We start from the raw sequence: 20,580 nt of genomic DNA, 5'->3' as shown, positions 1-20,580 counted from the left end.
GGACGGGGACGGGGGTCAGTGGTGACTGTGTCAGCGACCGTCGCCGGGGTGCTTCTCGTCCCGGCTGTGGTGGGTGTGCGCGGGACGCCTCGGGTAGGAGGTGTGACCGAGTTCGGCCGCGGTGCGGGTGACCTCGAAGAGCCGCTCGGCGTCGCGGTTGATCCAGGTCGCCGTGAGGGTCGGCATGTCGAGCGTCGTGTCGGCGACCAGCTTGAGGAAGACATGCGGTTCGACGGCACTGTGCACCAGGTAGGGGCTGGGCACGTTGAGGCTCGGGATGGTGCTGTCGTGCATGGGGCTGACGATGAACTGCCACAGGTCGTAGCCGACACGGGGGCCGTAGCTCAGGGCACGGGAGACGTGGATGTCCCCGCCGATCAGGAAGCAGCCGGGGATCTTCTCCGCGGCGATGAAGTCGTAGATGGCGTCCCGCTCGTAGGAGTAGGTGGCCCAGTCGTCCTTCTCGGCGTTCTGCTTGTCGTCCCAGATCATGCCGGTGGCGATGGCCTTGAACGGGGCCGTGCTCCGGCGCAGCTGCTTGCGGAGCCAGTCCCACTGCACCGTGCCCAGGCAGGTCACCTGGGTGCTGTCGGCCCAGCTCGGTGCCGTGCGGCTGAACCAGCGCGGGTCCAGCAGGAAGACCTCGATCGGGCCCCGGCGGAAGGATGTATAGACACCCTCTCCGTCCGTCCGCTGCCGCAGGATCTTCCCGTCCGCGGTCTGCCCGAAGGTGGGGTTGGCGCGGTAGTTGACGAAGGCGGTGCGATTCTGGCGTTTGCTCTTGTAGTCGCCGTGGAAGTCGTTGCCGCCGAAGTCGTGGTCGTCCCAGGTGGCCCAGACCGGCATGGAGGAGACCAGCCGGGAGATCTCCGGCTGCACCAGGAACGTACGGTGCTTCCGGCGGGCAACCTCGAGGTCGGAGCTGTCGACGTACGGGGTGTCGCCGAGCATCACGAAGCTGTCGCAGCCCTCGTCCATGATCGCCGTCCATACGTGGTCGGGGACCGACGGGCCGCACGAGCCCATCCCCATGGTGACCACGGACGGCTTGTCGGGGTCGGGCGAGGTGGTGAAGGATCCGGTCATCGGCGTGAAGCCGGCCGCTTCCTTCACGGGGGTGAGAGTGAACTCGTAGGCCGTGCCGGGAGCCAGGCCCCGCAGCTGGGCGATCAGCGTGTTGTCGTTGTCGGGTTCGACGGCGGTGGTGACGGTGCGCCAGGTCCTGTTCCCCTTCCCGCCCAGCTCCCGGTAGGCGCAGTTCCAGCGGGAGTAGAGCGAGGGGTCGAGGCCGGGGCGGGCCCAGATCCGGGCGTTGCCGGGATTGGTGTGGCCGACCATCGGCCCGACCGGCTGCTCGGGCGGCATCGGCGTCGGCACCACGGCGGGCGCGGTACCGGTGCGCACCGACGCGACGTAGCCGGCCAGCGCGGTGAAGAACGCCTCGCTGTCCGCCACCGCCTCGGCCGGCTGCACCACCGCGCCCGCACTGTTGCGGATCTTGTCCACGGTCAGGCTGGTGACGAGGAACCGGCCGGCGCCGAACTGGCCCTCCAGAAGCGCGGGCGGGAACCCGGAGGCGGAGCAGGCCATCAGCACCCGCATCGAACTCCACCGCTGAACCGTCTCGTAGCTCACCCGCGGACTGGCGTTCCGGCCGGTGAACAGCCGGCCGTTGCTGACGCGCAGCCCCTTGACGAGCGGGTGGCCGGCGTCGACCGGGTGGATCGTGTCGTAGTCGGCGTCGGTGCGCACGGCGGACACACCACTGGGCAGGTAGGCGACTGCGGCGCCGTACTGGTCGGACTGCGCCAGATCCAGCACGACCCGGCGGTCGGCGACGAACCGGCGCAGGGAGTCGGCCTGGTCGGCGACGTAGTCGAGGTAGTCATCGCTGTTGTTCGTGAAGGTGCCGAACGCGATCAGGTCGACCTGCTGCGGCTGCTCGTCGGCCGGCAGCGTCAGGTCGAGCGGCACGACCTCGAAGCCCGCGGTCCGCAGCAGTTCGGCCAGCCCCAGGGCCTTGGTCCAGGGGTCTTCGTACTCCAGGACGGCGGCGCGCAGCGGGGCGGTTTCGTCCGCGGCGCGCGGCGCGCCGCCCGCGGCGAACGCCGGTGCGGCGGCACCGACCGTGAGAGCGGCGGCGACACCGCCCGTCAGTATCTTCCGTCTGTCCAGGCCGTTGTCCGGCATCTGTTCTCCTTCGGAACGCGGCCTGCGGTCCGCCTTGTGCGGATACGGAGACCGAGCGGTGGGTGCCCGTCTCGGGGCCTGTGCCGCAAACGCTGGCAGAGCGAGCGGCGGGCGGCAATAGCTTGTATCGACAAGTCATTCGGAGTTCACGCAGACCTTCGACGCGCTGCGCGATGTTCACCCGCGCCGGGATGACGCGTTCCGTGCCCGGCGGTCGCGGGTGAGGGCTGGTTCAGCCCAGGCCCGGCAGAACGGCCTGGCGTGGGGCATCCGCTCCCTGCGCAGCGCGCACGGCCGTGCCGAGATCCCCCAGGGAATGAGCCCCTTCCACCAGGTCGGCGAAGGGGTGGGCGGCGTGGCGGGCGGCGAGGAACGCGACGGCCGCATGGAGGTCGGCGGGCCGGTAGTTGTGCACACCGGTGACCGTGCGCAGGCCCCGCACCAGCCACTCGGGGTCGACGGGGACGGCGTCCGCCGGGGAGACCGAGCCGGCCAGCACGACGGTCCCGCCGATGTCGAGGGCGGACAGACACGCCCGGACCGCGTCCGTGCGGCCCGACAGTTCCAGGGCGATGTCGGCCGGGCCCGTCGGTTCGTTCACGTCCAGCACCCGGGCGGCCCCGAACTGTCCGGCGCGCGCCCGCCGGGCCGGGGACGGATCGACGGCGGTCACGCGGGCGCCCCCGAGGGCTGCCATCGCCACCGCCGTCAGGCCGAGCATGCCCGCGCCGGTGACCAGCACCTCGCGCCCCTCCAGGGGGCCGGCGGCGGCGATGACCGCGGCCACGGTGGCGGTCGCGCAGGACGCCGGGGCGGCGACCGCGTCCGGCAGTCCCTCGGGTACCGCAACGATGGCGGTACCCGGCAGCAGTACGCAGTGAGTGGCGAACCCGCCCGTCAGGGGGGCCTGTTCGTCCAGCGGTTCGTGCCCGTACTTGCGCAGCTCCCGGCACTTCTGCGGGTGGCCGCGCAGGCAGCGCGGGCAGGCCCCGCAGGAGGCGGTGACCGACCACACCACCCGCAGCCCCGGCACCACTGGAGTGCCGTCCACACACGACGGCGCCCCCGGACCCACCGCCAGCACGGTGCCCACCTGTTCGTGCCCCAGCAGCGCCGGAACCGGAGACGGCCGCTTGCCGTTCACGGTGTGCAGGTCGCTGCCGCACACCGTGGCCAGGTCGATGCGCACCAGCACCTCGCCTTCGCCCGGCGACCTGGGGGTGGTGGTGGTCACCAGCGTGAACGGCCGGTCGACCCCGTCCCAGCGGGCGTAGCGGACGTCGAGAAGTTCGTCGGAGATGGTCCCAGGCATCGCGTCAACCCAATCCGTCACGATTACTTGTAAGCGAGTAAGCAACCTATATAGACATCTTTTCGAGGCTGGAGCGAAACTCTGAGTGAACAGAGGATGCAGAGGCTGTTCACCGACGACGCCCAGGTGGTCGTAACCGAGGTCCGCGGTCGGCCGTACGACCGGTCGAACCATGCGTGGCTGGCGGGCAGTCCGGTCCAAATCACCTGGAAGCGCCCGAGGTGGCAGCGCCGGGAGGGCCCGCACGGCCGGCTGACCGAGGACCGGAGGAAGGTGAGCGAGACCTGTAAGGTCAAGTCTATGGCCACCCCTTTGCACCGGACCATCGCAGCCGAACTCCGTCATCGGATTCGTTCCGGGAACCTCGCGGTCGGTGGGTCGTTGCCGTCCGAGTCCCAGCTCTGCGAGGAGTTCTCGGCGTCGCGAGGACCGGTCCGGCAGGCCCTCGCCACCTTGCGTGACGAGGGGGTCATCGGTGGCGGGCAGGGCAAGCGGGCGGTGGTGCTGGACACTGTTCCCACCCAGCCGTTCGAGTCGTTCCTGTCCTTCACCCGCCGTGCGGAACTGACCGGCTACTCCCCCGGTCAGAAGCTGCAGGAGATCGCGCTGCGCCGCCCCGAACCGGAGATCGCCGCGGCCCTGCAGATCAACCCGGACGACCTCGCGGTCCAGCTCGTCAGGCTGCGCCTGCTCGATGGACGCCCCGCGATGCTGGAACGCATGACGTATGTCGAGTCGGTGGGCCGCCCGTTGATCTCCGCAGATCTGGACGCCGGTTCCGTCTACGCCCTGCTCACCGAGCAGGGAGTGGATCTGCACTCGGCGCGGCACACGTTCGACGCCGTACCCGCCAACGCCCTGGACGCGAAGCTGCTGGACGTCCCCGAGGGCTTCCCGCTGCTCAGGGAGCGGCGCCTGACGACGGACTCCCAAGGCACCCCTGTCGAATGGTCCGAGGATCGCTACCGCTCGGACACCGCGACCGTGACGGTCACCAACACCCGCAGCTCCCGCACCGCCATGCTCTGAGCGCCGCCGCACCGCGGCGGGATCCGGCTTCCGCTTCTCAGGCGAACCGGGCGGACACGCCTCCGTCGACGGCCCAGTCGGCACCGGTGACGAAGCCCGCGGCGTCGGACAGGAGGAAGGCGACCACGGAGGCGACCTGGTCGGGGGTGCCGAGCCGGCCGAGGATATGTTTGGCCACCGCCTCCCGGCGCACCTCGGGCTTCTCCTGGTCGAAGTACTCGGCCAGCAGATCGGTCTCGATGTAGCCGGGGCTGACCGCGTTGACCCGGACTCCCTTCGGTCCCACCTCGAGGGCCATGCTGCGGGTCAGGCCGACCAGGCCCGCCTTGGCCGAGGCGTAGGGGAACATGCCGGGACAGGTCATCGTGGCGTGCATCGAGGCGATGTTCACGATCGCGCCCCGCCCCTGGGCCGTCATGGCCGGCAGGACGGCCCTGGCCATGAGCCACGCCCCTTTGAGGTCGACCCCGAACACCTCGTCCCACTGCTGGGTGGTCATGGTGACCACGTCGGCGTAGGAGTTCCGCCCCGCGTTGTTGACCAGTCCGGTGGCCGGGCCGAGTTCCTCACGCAGGGCGGTCACCGCGTCATGGACCTGGTCCTCGCAGGTGATGTCGCATGCCGCCCAGGCCGCTGCCGGACCGATGAGGGCCGCGGTCTCCCGCGCGCCCCCGCCGTCGATGTCCAGCACTCCCACCCGTGCGCCGGCCGCCGCCGCCATGGTGGCGACGGCCGCACCGATGCCTCGGGCAGCACCGGTCACCAGTACTACTTCGCCGGTCAGATCAGTCATGTCGGTCCTCCGTTCCGCGCGTGGCGCGGGGTGCCGTCGAGGTGGGTCACGAAGCCCGCAGGGCGGCCGGGCGATTCCCCGCCGCGGGGCCTCGTTCGGCGTGTCGCTCGGATGCGGGCACGACCGAACTTAGCAGCTAAGCTGCCAAGAGATCAGGGGTTCGGAATCGGAAGACGGCCCGGACCGTGTTTCCGGAAGGTGAGAGAGTGAGCGCATGACGATCGGGCGGACGACACTGAGCCACCACGTGGCGCAGGAGATCATCGGCGAGATCACGCTGCGCGGTCTGCGCGCGGGTGACGAGATCCCGGCCGAGGGTGAACTCGCCGAGCGGCACGGCGTCAACCGTCTTGCCGTGCGTGAGGCGATCCGCACCCTGGTCGCCCGCGGTGTCCTCGTCTCCAGCCAGGGCAGGCGTGCACGTGTGGCGGTCCCCGCTCCCGCTGTCCTGGAGCAGATCATCGACTTCCGCCTCAGCCAGAACTCGATGGACATGGTGGACCTGCTCGACACCCGGCGCGTGATCGAGGCGGAGCTCGCACGGCGCGCCGCGGTGCGGGTCGCCACGGGTGAGGGCTCCATGACGGACGTAGTTCGCGCACTGGACGCGATGGGTGGCGCGGCCGGTGACCGGGAGGCGTTCATCGCCGCGGACCTCGCCTTCCATCAGGCCGTGGCGGAACTGGCGGCATCCGGCCTCTTCTCCTTCGTCCTCACGGCGATGAACGGGATCCTGCTCGACTCCCGCAGGGCGAGCTACCACGGCCGGGAGCGCCGGGGCGCGGGGCAGGAGGCCACGGTCGAGGCGCACCGGCGCATCGCCGACGCGATCGCCGCCGGCGAGGGGGACCGTGCGGCCGAGGCCATGACCGCCCACCTCGCGGAGACCGGTCACGACCTCGGACTGTGAGGCGTCCCGGACCGCTCACCCGGGTCGGTTGCGACCCGGGCGGCGGTCCGGGACGGTTGGCGCCGCCCGGACAGCTGTCAGGGCAGCAGTCGCACCCGTGCCGTGCCGCTCCAGCCGGCCGGCAGCGTGATCGCGGGATCGATGTAGTTGCCCCAGGCCAGGTCCGGGTAGTTGATGCGGGCGCTGACGATCAGGGCGACTCCGGGAGCCCGGTGCGGGAACAGGTCGCTCGTCAGCGTCTCGAACGCGTCGAGGACCACATGGGCATCCGTGGCAGCGGCGTTCCTGCGGCCGGTCACCCGCACGCGGACGATGTGCTCGCCCTCGGTCAGACCGGTTCGCTCGAACGCCCGTTGCTGGAACCGCTTGCCCGGTGCGTAGAGGTCCACCTCTGTGGCGGGACCGCCGTCGACGGAGATCTCCGCGATGCCCTGGTTCGGTCCCTTGGGACAGACGACGCGGACGCCCGTGCCCCAGAACCTGACGGTCGCCGTGTCACCCGCGCTTCTGCTGAAGGATTCGGTGCTGCCGAGGTCGCCGTCCGACCCTGTCCCGGTCGAGTCCGCATGGGTCCATGACCCCTTGTAGACGACCTTCTCCGAAGCGTTGTCGATGACCGGGTCCACCACCTGGAACGCGTCAATGAGCGCGAACGCACCCTTGGACGCGGCGTTCCTGGTGCCGGTGCACTCCACCCTGACGGTGTGCCGGCCGTACGCCAATGATGCGCTCCGGAAGACGAGCTGGGCCGGAACCTTGCCCGGTCCGTAGAGGTCGACGGTCTCCGCGGGCCCACCGTCCACCGAGATCTTCACGATGCCGAGGTTGTCGGCCCTGGCGGAGTAGAGGCCGACCGCGGTACCCGTGAACGTCAGTTCCGCCGTCGCTCCCGCCGCGTCGGTGAAGGACTCCGTGCCGAACAGGTCTCCGGCGGTGTAGCCCGCGCTCGCGTCCGCGTGGGTCCAGGCGCCGGTGTAGACGATGTCCGTGGAGGCGTCGTCGATCAGGGCCGGCTCCATCGGTGCGAGCCGGACCGAGTCGTCGCCGTCCGACTCGACCTGCACTCCCGGGCCTGCCTTCCCCGTGGTGGCCCTGGCTACCCTGACCTGCGCCTTGGTGCTGCGGAAGTCATTGGTCCAGTGTGCGGCGCCGTCCTTGCCGAACAGGAAGTAGCTGTGGGTGTCCTGGGACCACGACCAGTCCGGCTTCGTGCGGTATCCGTCGGCACCGGCGGACCGGCCGCGGGTCGCGGTGCCGGAGGCCCGGCCGATGTGGTCATCGGGGTACACCGTCCACTGGGCGTCCCGCTGCCAGCTGAGGGTGTCCGTGCCGTCGGCGAGGACGTACCGTACCCCGACGTCGCTGACCTGGCCGGAGGGCGGGTTGGCGATCGTGTAGGTCGTGGTCAGCAGGCCACGGGGGCTCACGGCCATCCTGATCGTGGTGCCGATGGTGCCGAACCTCCCCGTCAGGGTGACGGTCACCTGACCGTCGGCGGTGGCCACGCTCGCCGACTCCCCCACCCACTGACCGGGTACCGTACGGGAGATCACCAGCTCCGGCCCCCCGGTGAGGACCACGGTTCCGTCAGCGGTCGCTTCGGTGAGCCGTGCGGTGTGCTTGTCGAACACCACCGTGAACGGAGCGTCGACACCCGTGACCGTGATCGTGTCCGCGCTCTCGCCGACCGTGGGCACTGTGCCGTGGTCGGACGGGAACGACGGCTTCGCCCGGGCGTTGAGCGAGAAGCGGTAGTCGTCCACGAGCGCCGTGCCGCGCCGGAAGGTGAGCCGCAGGGTGTCGCCCGGGGACCAGGCACCGGCCGGAACGGTCAGCGTGCCGCTCTTCCGGGGCGCGATGTCGACCCCGCGGAGGGTGCCCGACCGGTTGCCGACCCGCCAGCTCACCGTCAGTTCGCCGAGGTTGCTGTGGTCGTGCCAGTTCATGACGGGGACCCGTATCGGCCTTCCGCGGGTCAGACCGGTGAGTACCCCGTCCGCGATCTGGACCGGAGAGTAGGCCTTCTTGGTGAGCCAGAACTCGGGCTTGCGGCGCCGCCAGAGGTCGATGATGCCCCATTCGCCATATCCCACCGGCCCGTCCGGCAGATGGAACACCTCGTCGATGGCAGCCCAGATGGCGCCGCCCACGACCCCGTCCGTGGCACGGAACTTGGCGGCCAGCTTCGCGATGCTGTGGCCCCAGTAGTCACGCACCCCGGGGTCTTCCTTCAGGGTCCCCACGTTGTAGCACGGCACATGGGCGAACTCGCCGTACTGGATGGGCTGGCCCGCGTTGCCGTTGGCGTTCTGGAGGCTGGGGTAGTGACCGCTGTAGATGTCGGTCTGGTCACCCCCGTTGTGCTGCTGCATGTCCTCGAAGAGCGTCGGGCGTGAGGGGTCCGTCTCGTGGGCGTAGGTGTTCTCCGAGGCGAAGTTGCGCCCCATGCCGCTCTCGTTGCCGACGGACCACTCGATCACGCTGGCGTGGCTGCGGTCACGTTCGATCATCTCGGCGAACTGCGTCATGTACTGCTCGGTGTAGGCGGGGTCGTCGACCGTGCTCTGCTGGAAGCAGACGGGCGCCTCGACCTCGACGTAGAGCCCGAGGCGGTCGGCCCAGTCGAGCAGGGCCGGCGTCGGCGGGTAGTGCGAGGTCCGGATGAAGTTGCAGTTCGCCTCCTTGTAGAGCCGGGCGGCCCGCTCCTCCATGTCCGGGGTGGTCGAACGGCCCTGCTTCTCTGTGATGCTGTGATGGCAGACGCCCAGCAGGTGCACGGGCCTGCCGTTGACGATCAGTTGGTTGCCCTCGACCTTGACCTGGCGGAATCCGACCGCCCGGGTCACCGTCTGTGAGACGCCTCCAGCGGTGAACGTCGCCTTCAAGGTGTACAGGTGGGGGTGTTCCGCGTCCCATTTGAGCGGGGACCTGACCGGAATCACCGCCTGCCGCTGGGTATCCGTGGCGGTCAGAGTGATCTTCGAGGGTGCGATCGCCACCGACCGCCCCGCCGGGTCGGTGAGGGTGACTTTCACCGTTCCGCTCTGCCCGGGCTGGATGGCGGCGGCCGCGGTCACCGTGAGCGTCGCGTCCTTGTACGCGCTGTCGAAGGTCGTGTCCGCGTGCAGCCTGGTGAGATGCGAGGCGGGGAGGGCCACCAGGGTGACCTCGCGCAGGATGCCGCCGATGTTGTGGTGGGCGTAGTCGGACTGGCCGGCGATGCTGGTCGGCCGGTCGGTGACGCCGAGCGTGACCACGGCCTTGCGGCCCGGTGTCACCAGGGAGGTGATGTCGGCGTACCACGTGGTGAAGCCGCCGTCGTGGGTGCGTACGGCCGTCCCGTTGACCCACAGCCGGGCATAGCTGTAGACGCCGTCGAAACGGAGCATGACGCGCTTGCCCGCGAAGTCCGCCGGGACGGCGACCTCGACCGTGTACGCGCATTCGGTGTCCGAGGGTACGGGTTCGATCTGGAGCGCGGGCTCCCCCGGTACGTCGAGCGGGTGCCACGAGGAGGTGTCGGTCCCGGACGTCCAGAACGATGCCGGAGGACTGGACGTCCAGCGCCATCCGGAGGTGACGGGAACGCGCGGAGTGCGTACTCCGGAGACCGTCTCGGGCAGGGGCGGGATCACGGGCGGCGCCGTGGCGGCATGGGCGGGCGCGGCAAGGAAGACGTCACCTGCGACGGCGAGGAATCCCGCTGCCGCCAGGCCCTTCAGCGCATTGCGACGGGTGAGGGCACCGGTCTGCGCTGCGGTGTCCGTGCGGTCCGAAGGTGTGCGGCGGTGAGAGAACGTCACGTCAAACCCTTCTTGGCAACTAGGCTGCTAAGTAACTGGACGAGTGTGGGGCGTGGAATCTCCGGGGCTTCCTCCTCCCTTCGCGAGGACCGAGGGGAATCCTGGGGGGGCGGGCGGCCGGCGCGGCTTCGCCGGGTTGGTCAGCCGGGAAGTCCCACCGCGCGTTCGCCGCTGCGGCGTTGCTGGATGACGACGGCGATGACCAGGAGGGCTCCCTGGGCGACGTTCTGCCAGAAGGAGTTGATGCCCTGGACGGTGAGTCCGTTCTCCAGGGCCCCGAGGAGGGCGACGGCCAGGAGGGTGCCGCCGATGCCTCCCTTGCCGCCCTTGAGTGCCGCGCCGCCGAGTGCCGCGGCGGTGATCGCCTTGAGTTCGAGGCCCTCGCTGCCGGACGTGGGCTGGCCGGACCCGGTGCGGGCGGTGAGAAGGATGCCGGCGATGGCGGCGACGACGCCGATCAGCGCGTAGACGAAGATCAGGTACTTGTTGATGTTGATGCCGGCGAGGCGGGCGGCGGTGTCGTTGCCGCCGATGGCGTAGATGTTGCGGCCGATGTCGGTGTAGCGGAGCAGGAGATGAACGGCCAGGGCGACGACGACGAGGATCCAGACCATGACGGGCAGACCGGCGATCTTCCCGCGGCCGAGGAAGATGAAGATGTCGTCGTTGAGGACGTACCCCTGGGCCCGTCCGTCGGACAGGAGTTGGGCGAGGCCCTTGTAGGCGGCGAGACCGGCCAGGGTGGCGATGGTGGGATTGACCCGGCCGTACACGATGACCAGACCGTTCAGGGCGCCGATGAGCAGGCCGACCGCGACGGCGGCCGCCATGCCGAGAAAGGCGTTGGTTCCGGTACTGGTGAAGACCATCGCGCTGACCACGGAGGCCACACCGGCCTGCGAGCCGACGGAGATGTCGAGCCCTCCGCAGATGATCACGACGGTCTGCACGATGGCGAGCAGGCCCGTGATGGTGGCCGCCTCGGCGATCACCTGCATGTTCGACAGGCTGAGGTAGTTGTCGTTGAGCGCCCCGAACAGCACGAGGACAACGACGAGCGCACCGACGAGGCTGATGTTTTGTCCGCTGATACGGGCGAGCAGCTTCGGCCGGAAGGCGGCAGGAACCTCCGACGGCCCTTTGACGGCCGGGGAGGGAGGGCTGGTGAGGGTCATGAGGTGGCTCCGGGGGTGCTGACGCCGATGATGTCGTGGGCCATCGCGAGGGCGAGGATGGATTCTTCGGTGGCTTCGTCGTGGCTGAGCTCGCCGGTGATGCGTCCTTCCTGCATGACGACCACACGGTCGGCGAGACCGAGGAGCTCGGGCAGCTCCGAGGAGATGACGAGGACGGCGACGCCCTCGGCGGCGAGGTCGGCGATGATCTGGTAGATCTCGGCCTTGGCACCGACGTCGATGCCGCGGGTCGGCTCGTCGAGGATCAGCACCTTGGGTTTGCGCGCCAGCCACCGGGCGAGGACGACCTTCTGCTGGTTGCCGCCGGACAGCTTGCGTACTTCGTGATCGGCCGAGGGTGTACGCACTCTGAGCCGGTCGGTGTAGTGCTGGGCGAGCTCCCGCTCGGCGGTGCGGCGTACGAAGCGGAAGCGTCGCAGCCGGTCGAGGACCACCAGCGAGATGTTGGCCCGGACGGACTGCTGCAGGAACAGCGCCTGTGCCTTGCGTTCCTCCGGCGCGAGCCCCAGGCCGGCCCGGATCACCGCGCCGGGCCGGCCACTCGGCAGCGGAACACCGTCCAGGGTGGCGCTGCCGCTGTGGACGGGCTGATCACCGGCCAGGGCCAGGGCCAGTTCGGAACGGCCTGCTCCGATCAGGCCGGCGAGGCCGACGACCTCGCCGGCATGGACCTGGAGCGAGATGTCGTGCACGTCGTCGGTGGTGAGGTTCTGGACGTCGAGAACAAGACGGTCGGTCGCCACGCGCTGTCGTACGAACATGGCGGACAGGTCGCGCCCCACCATCAGGCGTACGAGGGCCGCTTCGTTCGTCGTGCTCGCCTCCTGCACGCCGACCAAGGTGCCGTCGCGCAGCACGGCGATACGGTCGGCGAGCTGGAAGATCTCCTGCATGCGGTGCGAGACGTAGACGATCGCGATGCCCTCGTCGCGCAGCCTCCGGATCAGGGCGAACAGAGCCTCCACCTCGTGCTCGGCCAGGGAGGAGGTGGGTTCGTCGAAGGCGATCAGCTTCGCGGTCGTGCTGCCGGTGAGGGCGCGCATGATCTCGACCAGTTGGCGTTGGGCCGGGGTCAGCTGTGAGCCGAGGAGGTCCGGGTCCAGCACGTCGGCGAAGCCGAGCCGGGCCAGGTCCGCATCGATCCGGCGGCGCAGTTCGGCTCGGTCGAATCGTCTGCCGGCCTTGCGCGGCAGCGCGCCGGCGTAGACGTTCTCCGCGACCGAGATGTGCGGGATGATCTCGGGTTCCTGCGGAATGATCCGGATGCCCGCCGCCCGCGCCCTGGCCGGGGAGTCGAGCACCACCGCTTCGTCGCCGAGGACGACGTTTCCCTCGGTCGGCTGGTGGTCCCCGGTGAGGATCTTAAGCAGGGTCGACTTGCCCGCTCCGTTCTCGCCCATGAGCGCGGTGACCTGCCCGCGCGGGAAGTCGAGCGTGACGCCGCCGAGCGCCCGCACCGCTCCGAACCGTTTGGTGACGTCCGCGATGCCGAGGGACGGGGACGCCGGTGATGTGGTGGGCTGTGTCGTGGAAGGGCCCCGGCCGGGGGGCGGTTGGGAGGCTCTGGTCATGTTTCGGTTCACCTCGAAGGCATGGCGCGCGGTGTGGTCATGGGTGTGGGGCCGGTCTGCGGGACTGCCGTCGGCCCGCGGCGTCAGCGGCGGGGGCAGCCGCGGGCCGGAACGGTTCAGCTGCAGGTGAGGCCGGAGTCCTTCCAGGAGGAGGCGTCGACCATCGTGGTGGGGGCGAAGGCCTCCTGCGGGAAGGGCTTGCCGTTCTTGAGCTTGTCGTACATGGTCTGGACGGCCAGGGCGCCGACATCCTTGCCGTTGATGAAGAGGGCCGCCTTCATGCCGCTCTTCTTGTCGGACTGCCACTCCTTGCAGGCGAGGTAGGCGCCGAGGCCGACGCCGATGACGTGGTCGGGGCCGATGCCAGCGTTCTGCAGGGCGGTCACACCGCCCATGGCGTTCTCGTCGTTGCAGCCCCAGACGACCCAGTTCTTCACCTTGGAGTTCGCGGTGATCGTCGCGGCGATCTTGTCCTGGGCACCGGTGGGGGTGTTGTCGGTGGCCACGTTGATGGTCTTCACGCCGGGCACCGCGGCGTCGAAGGCCTTCCTGGCGGCGTTGACCCGGTCGCCGCAGACGGTGACGTCCTGCTTCCAGGCCGAGATGACCCGTGTGTCGGCGGCCTTCCAGCCGGCCTTCTCGTACTCGGCGGCGGCACGCTTTCCGACCTCGCCGCCCATCTGCGCGCCGCTGAACCCGATCCGGGGAACCAGGCCGTCCTTGCCGCAGGAGGCCGGGGCAGGGCCGGTGGTGCAGATCTGGTCGTCCGAGGTGAGCAGGGCGACGTTGCCGTCCTTCGCCGTCTGGACAACCTGCGGCCCCACGGCCGGGTCGGGGACGACGATGATGATGCCCTTGGTCTTCTGCGCGACGGCGGACTGCACCTCACTGACCGTCTTGTTGGCGTCATTGCCCAGATTGACCACCTTGAGATCGATGCCGAGTTCCTCGGCCTTCGCCTTGGCACCGGCGGCCTCGCCCACGAAGTACTCCTGATCGCCCTGCTTCTGCAGATAGGTGAGGGAGATCTTGTCATCGACCTTCCCGACCGCGTCGCCGCCCGAGGACTCCTTGCCCGAGGAGCATGCCGTGGTGAGAGCCAGGGTGAGCAGCAGTCCGGTGGCGACGGCGATGCGCCGACGGGACGAAGCATTCATGGGGAACTCCTTCTGAGCCGGCCGCGACCGTCGCGTATCGCGCTGCCGGGGTCGAGTGGTGAGAACGGGTGGGGTGGTGACGGGTCGCGTCGGCACGTTCCGTCGGCTGAGCGGCCGGCCGCACGCGGAAGGGCTTGCTCCGCCCATCGACCTGCGTCCACGAACTGCCCCTCCGGCGCCGGGGACCGACCTCTTCCGGCCCATCCACACGCTATCGTCATTTGATAGCATCATTAAAATCCGTCGGCAGGGCAAGCCCCTGCACGGTCACAGCGCGGTCTCGGGCGTCAGCCCCTCGTCGCCGCACCCCCATCGGAGGGCCACCCATGGCAGAGCCAGAGACACCGTCAGCCGCAGCTCCCGACACGGGTGGAGAGGGGCTCAGGAGCCGGGCCTGGTTCGGCGACGGCGGCAAGAACGGCTTCATCGCCCGTCACCACCTGCGGGCCATGGGGCGCGGCGGTCACAACTTCGACGGCCGCCCGGTCATCGGCATCTGCAACACGTTCTCCGAACTGACCCCGTGCAACGGCCACTTGCAGATCCTCGCGGACGCCGTGAAACGCGGTGTACTGCAGGCAGGCGGCTTCCCCCTGGAATTTCCCGCCATGTCTCTCGGCGAACCGTTCCTGCGGCCGACGTCGATGCTCTACCGCAACCTGGCCGCCATGGAGATCGAGGAGCAGATCCGGGCCAATCCGATCGACGCCGTCGTGCTGCTCACTGGGTGCGACAAGACGACGCCGGCGGCTCTGATGGGCGCGGCCAGCGCGGGCGTACCCGCCATCGTCCTCACAGGCGGCCCCATGCTCAACGGCCGGTTCAAGGGCCGGAACGTGGGATCCGGCACCGACATCTGGCGGATGACGGAGGAGTTGCGCGCCGGGACGATCTCACAGGAGGAGTTCACCGAGTTCGAGTCGTCCCTGAACCGTTCCGCGGGTCACTGCATGACCATGGGCACGGCCTCCACCATGGCCTGCCTGACGGAGGCCCTGGGCATGATGCTGCCCGGTGGCTCCGGGCTGCCGGCCGTGGACGCCCGGCGTGGCACGCTGGCAGAAGAAACCGGCGCACGGGCCGTGGCGCTCGCGGGGAGCGATCTCACCCCGCGGCGCATCATGACGCGGGCGGCCTTCGAGAACGCGGTCCGGATCAACGCGGCGATCGGCGGGTCCACGAACGCGGTGGTGCACCTGCTCGCCCTGGCCGGACGGCTGGGGGTGCCCCTGGAACTCGACGACTTCGACCGCCTGGGCGCCGAACTTCCCCTGCTCATCGACCTGATGCCCTCCGGGCGGTTCCTGATGGAGGAGTTCGCCTACGCCGGAGGGCTGCCGGCGCTCGTCAACGACCTGCGGGACGCCCTGCACCCGGACACGGTGACGGTCACCGGCCTTTCCCTGACGGCCAATTGCGTGGATGCCCAGGTGTACGACCGCGAGGTCATCCGGGCCTTCGACAACCCGGTGCTGCCCGCGGGACGGGGGACGGCCGTGGTCCGCGGCAGCCTCGCCCCGGACGGTGCCGTCATCAAGCTGTCGGCCGCCGCGCCGCGCCTGCTGGACCACACCGGCCCCGCTCTCGTCTTCGACTCCATCGAGGACTACCTCGCCGTTGCCGAGGACCCCTCACTCGATGTCCGCGCCGAGACGGTGCTCATCGTGCGCAACACCGGCCCGCGCGGTTACCCGGGCATGCCCGAGGTGGGCAACCTGCCGCTGCCGAAGAGGCTGCTGGACGCCGGGATCAGGGACATGGTGCGGGTATCCGATGCCCGCATGTCCGGAACGGCCTTCGGAACGTGCGTTCTGCACGTGGCGCCGGAGGCGGCGGTCGGCGGTCCGCTGGCGTTCGTCCGCACCGGCGACCAAGTCAGGCTCGACGTCCCCGGCCGACGGCTCGACGTGCTGATCGACGAGACCGAGATGGACCGGCGGCGCTCCGCGTGGCAGCGGCCGAAACCGCCCGTCACCCGTGGCTGGACCTACCTCTACACCGAACACGTCACCCAGGCCGACACCGGCGCCGACCTCGACTTCCTCGTCGGCTCGACCGGCTCGCCCCCGCCCCGACAAGCCTTCTGAGGAACCGACATGTCCGCACCCGTACACAAGGATCTCGACACGCTGGTCCGCGGCGCCTCGCCCGTCCTGGAAGTCCCGTTCCACGGTGACGGCGAGCTCGACCCCGACGGGTTCACCACGGTGGTGGACCGGGTACTCGCGGCTGGGGTCGGTTCGCTGATGTTCCCGGGCTTCGCGAGCGAGTTCCACAAACTCGACCCAGAGGAGAGGGCACTGCTCACCGGGCTTCTCCTGCGGCGGACCCGGCAGCGCCACGATGTCGCCGCCATCGTCTCCGTGCCGGACCACGCCACCCGGTCCGCGGTCCGCCAGGCGCTCCGGGCCGCCGAACTCGGGGCCGACGCCGTCAACCTGCTCCCGCCGCACTTCCTCGCACCCTCCAAGGATGCCGTCACGGCCCATCTGCGCGAGGTACTCACCGCCGTCGATCCACTGCCCGTTGTGGTGCAGTACGCCCCGGCGCAGACCGGAACGGCGCTGGACGCACCCACCCTGCACCGGCTGGCCGCCGAGCACCCCAATCTGCGCTGGGTCAAGGTCGAGTCCGCCCCGCCGGGCCGGCTGATCGCGGCTCTGGCCGCCGGGCCACGTCCGCTGCCCTCGCTGGTCGGCTACGCCGGTCTGCAACTGCCGGACGCCCTGCGGCGCGGGGCGGTCGGCGTGCAGCCGGGCTGCTCCTTCACCGAGCTGTACGTCGAACTCTGGGAGCGCTGGGAGCGCGGCGACGAGGCCGAGGCCGTCGCCCTGCACACCCGGATGCTGCCCTACCTCTCGTACTGGATGCAGAACGTGGAGCTGATCATCGCCGTGGAGAAGGAGATCTCCGTGCGCCGTGGCTGGTTCGCGTCCGCGCACTGCCGGGCGCCGGGATACCTGCTGGACGAGGAGGAGCTGAGAATGATCGACCGCTTCTGTGCGGAGTTCGCCACCCTGGTACCGGAGCTGGCTCAATGAGCGCCGAAGTCGTCGTGTGCGGCGAGACCATGCTCCTCATACTGGCCGAACCCGGGGTGCCGCTGGAACACGCGCTCTCGTTCCGCCGCTCCATCGCGGGCGCCGAGAGCAATGTGGCGGCGGGCCTGGCCCGGCTCGGACATGGCGTCCGCTGGCTCGGCCGCGTCGGTGACGATCCGGCGGGGCGGGCCGTGCTGGCCCAGCTGCGCGCGCAGGGCGTAGACAGCTCGTGCGCGGTGACGGACCCCGAGGCTCCGACCGGGGTCCTCATACGTGACAGTCACCCTGCGCGCGCGATCGACGTGCAGTACCTGCGTGCGGGTTCGGCCGCGTCCCGGCTGTCGCCACACGAACTGGAGCCCCACATGTTCGAGGGGGCACGACTGGTACACATCACCGGGATCACCCCGATGCTGTCGGCCTCGGCGAACCGGGCGACATGGCGTCTGGTCGAACTGGCCCGAGCCGCCGGAGCGGTCCTCTCGTTCGATCCGAACATCCGCCACAAGCTCGGTTCACCGGACCGCTGGCGCGAGGTCATCAGTCCGCTGCTGGCCCACGCGGACGTGGTGCTGGCAGGCGAGGACGAACTGGAGCTACTGGGCGTTCCAGACCCGGCCTCCCTTCTGGGGATGGGCCCTGGAACGATCGTCGTCAAACACCGCGACAAATCAGCGACCTGTCTCACGCGCGAAGCAAAAGCGTGCCGCCAGCCCGCCTTCCAAGTCCCGGTCGCCGACCCCGTGGGAGCGGGAGACGCCTTTGCCGCAGGCTTCCTCTTCGGCCTGCTGCACGGTCACGGCCCGGATCAGTGCCTGCGCCAAGCCGCCGCTGTCGCGGCACTGGTAGTCCAATGCCCAACCGACACGGACGGCCTGCCCGACCGCGTCGGCCTCGACCGCGCCCTGGCTGCCCTCACCAGCACCAGCGGCGAAACCGTCATCCGCTGACGCCACCCACCGGCGGCGCACCACTTCAGGAGCAGGAGAGTACGAACATCATGTACCAATGGGAGACCACCCAGGCCGTCACCGCACAGCGCGTGTTCGGCATCATCCGCACCGCAGGACCGAAGGAAGCCGTCGCCGCAGCGGAAGCTGTGCTGAACGCCGGACTGCACGCCGTAGAGATCGCCCTCACCACCCCACGTGCCCTCACCGCCCTGGCCCGCCTCGCCGAGACCCACCCCGATGCGCTGGTCGGCGCGGGCACCGTAATCGACGCGGCCGCCGCACGCGCCGCCGTCGAAGCGGGCGCCCGCTTCCTCGTGTCACCGAGCCTCCACCCTGAGGTCATCCGCACCGGCCACCGCTACGGAGTCCCGGTCTTCCCCGGCGTCGCGACACCCACCGAGATGGTGCGCGCCCTGGAAGAAGGTGCTGACGCGCTCAAGCTCTTCCCGGCCTCGGCCGTCTCACCCTCCTGGCTGCGCGATGTGCGTGCCGCGCTCCCCCAGGCGCCGGTGCTACCCACGGGAGGTGTGACAATCGACAACGCGCCGGAATGGATAGCCGCAGGTGCAGTGGCCTGCGGCATGGGCTCGGCCCTGACATCGGGGGGTGCCCGCAGCGCCGGTGAACGGGTGAGCACACTCCTGCGCACACTCGCCGAGGCTCGTTGACGTACACCGGACGACAGAATCGGCAAGTGTCGGCGTTTCTGGAACAAGCCACAAGGAGTAGCGTGGAACTGCACGGGCTGCACGGTCAGGTGGTCAAGCGGATCGGGGAATCCCTCGCCGCGCAGGAGATCCGTGCGGGCCAGGTTCTCCGTCTCGAAGACGTACAGGACCGGTACGGAGTCTCCCGAACCGTGGCACGCGAGGCCGTCCGGGTCCTGGAGTCGAAGCGGATCGTCACCAGCCGTCCCCGTGTGGGCATCACCGTGCGGCCGATGGCCGAATGGAACCTCTACGACCCCCAGGTCATCCGATGGCGGTTGGCCTCCCCCTTCCGCAGCGCGCAGCTGCGCGAACTCACCGAACTGCGGGCCGCCGTGGAACCGTCTGCCGCGGCCCTCGCGGCAGTGGGCGCTTCGCCTGACACCCGCAATACGCTCGTCGAACTCGCCCGGGCGATGGAGAGCATCGCCCATACCGATGACACCCAGGGCTTCATAGCGGCAGACCTGGCCTTTCACCGAGCTCTGCTCAACGCGTCGGGAAACGGCATGTTCGCCCAGCTCTCCGAGGTCACCGAGGAACTGCTTGTTGCCCGCCGTGACCTTCCTCTGATGCCGGACCACGTGGACACGGACGCAGTACGCCGCCATACAGAGGTGGCCGAGGCCATCGCCGAGGGACGCCCGGACGACGCTGCGCAGTGCGTCCGCGCGATCGTCGACTCCGCCCACCGCGAGGTAGAACAACTACTGGAAGGGGGCGCACACTGCGCGCTCAGCAGTCGCCCCATGCCCGAACGTGGTGACGCCACTTAACTGATCGTGGCCCCACCGGTCACCAGTTATGTGTTCGCTTACCGTCACAGCTCGTCACGGGACGCTCCGGTACGGCGGCGCCGGTCTCCTCGGCGTGGTCGCGGTGGTTGAGGCCGATGCACACCACCTTGCCAGGACGGGCGAGCGGCGGGCCGATGCGCAGCCCTGTGGCGTCCAGGACGGGCAGCGTGCCGGCCCGCAGGGCCGCTGCGACCCGCTCGATGCCGCCGACGGCAAGGAACGCCCCGTCGATGTCGCCGGTCAGGCCGGTGAGGTCGTGGGTGGTTCCGTCGTCGCTGAGGACGGGATCGCCGCCGACCTCGGCGGCAACGGCGCCATCTCACGGCGCAACCTGAAGACCGGCGAGGTCGTCAACCTGCAGGCACCGGGTGAGGCCAAGGACGCTGAAGTGATCGAAGGCGTCCTGTACACCGGCCAGGACAACGCGCAGGGCATCTGGCGGTACGACTCTTCCCGTGCTCCTCGTCGGTGTGCAGTCCGACACCGAGGGCGGCGGCGCCCTGTGGACGTACTCTCCCAGAACCGGGAGGTCGGCGTCCTACGTCAATCCGATCGACGACGTCCAGCTCGTGCGGGCGGTGGCCAACCGGGACGGCGTCGCTTACCTGGGCGGCGATAACGCCGCCAAGGAGGGACCGCGCGCCACCGTCGTCGCCGTCGATCCGGCCACCGGCAAGGAGCGGTGGAGCGTCGACACGAAGCAGTCGGCGGGAGTGGCGGCTCTGGCGGTGCAGGGCCGGAACCTCTACGGCCTCACCACCAAGGGAGGGCTTTTCGTCATCGACGTGCCGGCCAGGAAGGTGGTGCACACCGCGGACGTCAGCAGTGTCAGCAAGGGCTTCGCCGCCATGGTCACCAACCGAGGCGCGGTCTACGGCGTCTCGGACACCACGCTCTTCCGCTTCCATCCGAAGACGTTCGCCGTCACCACGGTCGTCGCCGACGTCAACGGGGCCTGGTGCGGCCCGCATGTCAACGTCCACGAGGGGCTGCTCTACACGCTCCGCGGTGGCAGCCTCGTCGCCGTCGACGACAGGCCGACGCACTGACCCCGCCACGAGATCCTCTGCTCCAGGCCATCGTTTACCTTTGATTGATATCTTTTCGGTTGTCGAGTGAAG

General features: G+C 69.7%; 15 protein-coding genes and 1 pseudogene. 8 read left to right on the top strand and 8 right to left on the bottom strand.

The genetic code is table 11. The features are described from left to right. Positions 1–30: 30 nt before the first annotated feature. Together OG395_RS42430 and OG395_RS42425 are read right to left on the bottom strand one after the other, a co-directional pair. The gene (locus OG395_RS42430) at positions 31–2,190 is read right to left on the bottom strand and encodes an alkaline phosphatase D family protein (RefSeq protein ID WP_327247665.1); all 2,160 of its coding nucleotides are present in this window, start codon (positions 2,188–2,190) and stop codon (positions 31–33) included. A 232-nt stretch (positions 2,191–2,422) separates the two neighbouring features. Next, a complete protein-coding gene (locus tag OG395_RS42425) occupies positions 2,423–3,502 on the bottom strand; it encodes a zinc-binding dehydrogenase (RefSeq protein WP_327247664.1) in 1,080 nt (359 codons plus the stop codon). A gap of 300 nt (positions 3,503–3,802) precedes the next feature. Between OG395_RS42425 and OG395_RS42420 the strand changes: the two genes are divergently transcribed. Further along, positions 3,803–4,531, top strand: coding sequence for a GntR family transcriptional regulator (locus OG395_RS42420; protein ID WP_327247663.1), 729 nt, complete (start codon positions 3,803–3,805; stop codon positions 4,529–4,531). A gap of 37 nt (positions 4,532–4,568) precedes the next feature. Here the strand turns inward: OG395_RS42420 and OG395_RS42415 are convergent, their stop codons facing one another. Then, complete coding sequence (locus OG395_RS42415) at positions 4,569–5,324, bottom strand: SDR family NAD(P)-dependent oxidoreductase (RefSeq protein WP_123467828.1); 756 nt, start codon at positions 5,322–5,324, stop codon at positions 4,569–4,571. Between the two features lie 214 nt (positions 5,325–5,538). Between OG395_RS42415 and OG395_RS42410 the strand changes: the two genes are divergently transcribed. Then, the gene (locus tag OG395_RS42410) at positions 5,539–6,234 is read left to right on the top strand and encodes a FadR/GntR family transcriptional regulator (protein ID WP_266751601.1); all 696 of its coding nucleotides are present in this window, start codon (positions 5,539–5,541) and stop codon (positions 6,232–6,234) included. A 77-nt stretch (positions 6,235–6,311) separates the two neighbouring features. Here the strand turns inward: OG395_RS42410 and OG395_RS42405 are convergent, their stop codons facing one another. The 4 genes from OG395_RS42405 to OG395_RS42390 form a co-directional block, all read right to left on the bottom strand. Further along, positions 6,312–10,037, bottom strand: a complete 3,726-nt coding sequence (locus OG395_RS42405) for a glycoside hydrolase family 2 TIM barrel-domain containing protein (protein ID WP_327247662.1) — start codon at positions 10,035–10,037, stop codon at positions 6,312–6,314. 140 nt (positions 10,038–10,177) lie between these two features. Beyond that, positions 10,178–11,212, bottom strand: a complete 1,035-nt coding sequence (locus tag OG395_RS42400) for an ABC transporter permease (RefSeq protein WP_327247661.1) — start codon at positions 11,210–11,212, stop codon at positions 10,178–10,180. Further along, a complete protein-coding gene (locus tag OG395_RS42395; protein WP_327247660.1) occupies positions 11,209–12,804 on the bottom strand; it encodes a sugar ABC transporter ATP-binding protein in 1,596 nt (531 codons plus the stop codon). Before OG395_RS42395 ends, OG395_RS42400 begins: the two co-directional genes overlap by 4 nt. 116 nt (positions 12,805–12,920) lie before the next feature. Further along, positions 12,921–13,961 carry a substrate-binding domain-containing protein gene (locus OG395_RS42390; protein ID WP_327247659.1) on the bottom strand — a complete coding sequence of 347 codons (1,041 nt, stop codon included), beginning with the start codon at positions 13,959–13,961 and terminating at the stop codon, positions 12,921–12,923. 326 nt (positions 13,962–14,287) lie between these two features. On the opposite strand from OG395_RS42390, the gene OG395_RS42385 reads away from it, so the two are divergent. The 5 genes from OG395_RS42385 to OG395_RS42365 all read left to right on the top strand — a co-directional run bounded on the left by OG395_RS42385 (position 14,288) and on the right by OG395_RS42365 (position 19,438). Beyond that, positions 14,288–16,048, top strand: coding sequence for an IlvD/Edd family dehydratase (locus OG395_RS42385; protein ID WP_327247658.1), 1,761 nt, complete (start codon positions 14,288–14,290; stop codon positions 16,046–16,048). 9 nt (positions 16,049–16,057) lie between these two features. Then, entirely contained in the window at positions 16,058–17,002 is a 945-nt protein-coding gene (locus tag OG395_RS42380) for a dihydrodipicolinate synthase family protein (RefSeq protein ID WP_327247657.1), read from the top strand. Further along, positions 16,999–17,952, top strand: a complete 954-nt coding sequence (locus OG395_RS42375; protein ID WP_327247656.1) for a sugar kinase — start codon at positions 16,999–17,001, stop codon at positions 17,950–17,952. Before OG395_RS42380 ends, OG395_RS42375 begins: the two co-directional genes overlap by 4 nt. Before the next feature lie 50 nt (positions 17,953–18,002). Continuing rightward, on the top strand, positions 18,003–18,623 hold the full coding sequence (locus OG395_RS42370) for a bifunctional 4-hydroxy-2-oxoglutarate aldolase/2-dehydro-3-deoxy-phosphogluconate aldolase (RefSeq protein WP_327247655.1): 621 nt from the start codon (positions 18,003–18,005) through the stop codon (positions 18,621–18,623). A gap of 62 nt (positions 18,624–18,685) precedes the next feature. Continuing rightward, positions 18,686–19,438 carry a FadR/GntR family transcriptional regulator gene (locus tag OG395_RS42365; RefSeq protein ID WP_327247654.1) on the top strand — a complete coding sequence of 251 codons (753 nt, stop codon included), beginning with the start codon at positions 18,686–18,688 and terminating at the stop codon, positions 19,436–19,438. Between the two features lie 55 nt (positions 19,439–19,493). On the opposite strand, the pseudogene OG395_RS42360 reads toward OG395_RS42365, so the two are convergent. Continuing rightward, positions 19,494–19,742: pseudogene (locus tag OG395_RS42360) on the bottom strand (fumarylacetoacetate hydrolase family protein); the annotation flags it as partial. A gap of 172 nt (positions 19,743–19,914) precedes the next feature. Here OG395_RS42360 and OG395_RS42355 point away from each other — a divergent pair. Next, positions 19,915–20,508, top strand: a complete 594-nt coding sequence (locus OG395_RS42355) for an outer membrane protein assembly factor BamB family protein (RefSeq protein WP_327247653.1) — start codon at positions 19,915–19,917, stop codon at positions 20,506–20,508. Positions 20,509–20,580 lie beyond the last annotated feature (72 nt).

This window comes from Streptomyces sp. NBC_01320 (assembly GCF_035974375.1).
Lineage (GTDB): Bacteria > Actinomycetota > Actinomycetes > Streptomycetales > Streptomycetaceae > Streptomyces > Streptomyces yanii.
The sequence above is the reverse complement of the archived record's forward strand: the minus strand, read 5'-3'. Positions and strand labels throughout refer to the sequence as shown.

Bases quoted from the DNA above. Each gene is read 5' to 3' on its own strand.
- OG395_RS42430 (WP_327247665.1), bottom strand. From the start codon at position 2,190: ATGCCGGACAACGGCCTGGACAGACGGAAGATACTGACGGGCGGTGTC.
- OG395_RS42425 (WP_327247664.1), bottom strand. From the start codon at position 3,502: ATGCCTGGGACCATCTCCGACGAACTTCTCGACGTCCGCTACGCCCGC.
- OG395_RS42380 (WP_327247657.1), top strand. From the start codon at position 16,058: ATGTCCGCACCCGTACACAAGGATCTCGACACGCTGGTCCGCGGCGCC.
- OG395_RS42385 (WP_327247658.1), top strand. From the start codon at position 14,288: ATGGCAGAGCCAGAGACACCGTCAGCCGCAGCTCCCGACACGGGTGGA.
- OG395_RS42390 (WP_327247659.1), bottom strand. From the start codon at position 13,961: ATGAATGCTTCGTCCCGTCGGCGCATCGCCGTCGCCACCGGACTGCTG.
- OG395_RS42375 (WP_327247656.1), top strand. From the start codon at position 16,999: ATGAGCGCCGAAGTCGTCGTGTGCGGCGAGACCATGCTCCTCATACTG.
- OG395_RS42415 (WP_123467828.1), bottom strand. From the start codon at position 5,324: ATGACTGATCTGACCGGCGAAGTAGTACTGGTGACCGGTGCTGCCCGA.
- OG395_RS42400 (WP_327247661.1), bottom strand. From the start codon at position 11,212: ATGACCCTCACCAGCCCTCCCTCCCCGGCCGTCAAAGGGCCGTCGGAG.
- OG395_RS42420 (WP_327247663.1), top strand. From the start codon at position 3,803: ATGGCCACCCCTTTGCACCGGACCATCGCAGCCGAACTCCGTCATCGG.
- OG395_RS42410 (WP_266751601.1), top strand. From the start codon at position 5,539: ATGACGATCGGGCGGACGACACTGAGCCACCACGTGGCGCAGGAGATC.
- OG395_RS42395 (WP_327247660.1), bottom strand. From the start codon at position 12,804: ATGACCAGAGCCTCCCAACCGCCCCCCGGCCGGGGCCCTTCCACGACA.
- OG395_RS42370 (WP_327247655.1), top strand. From the start codon at position 18,003: ATGTACCAATGGGAGACCACCCAGGCCGTCACCGCACAGCGCGTGTTC.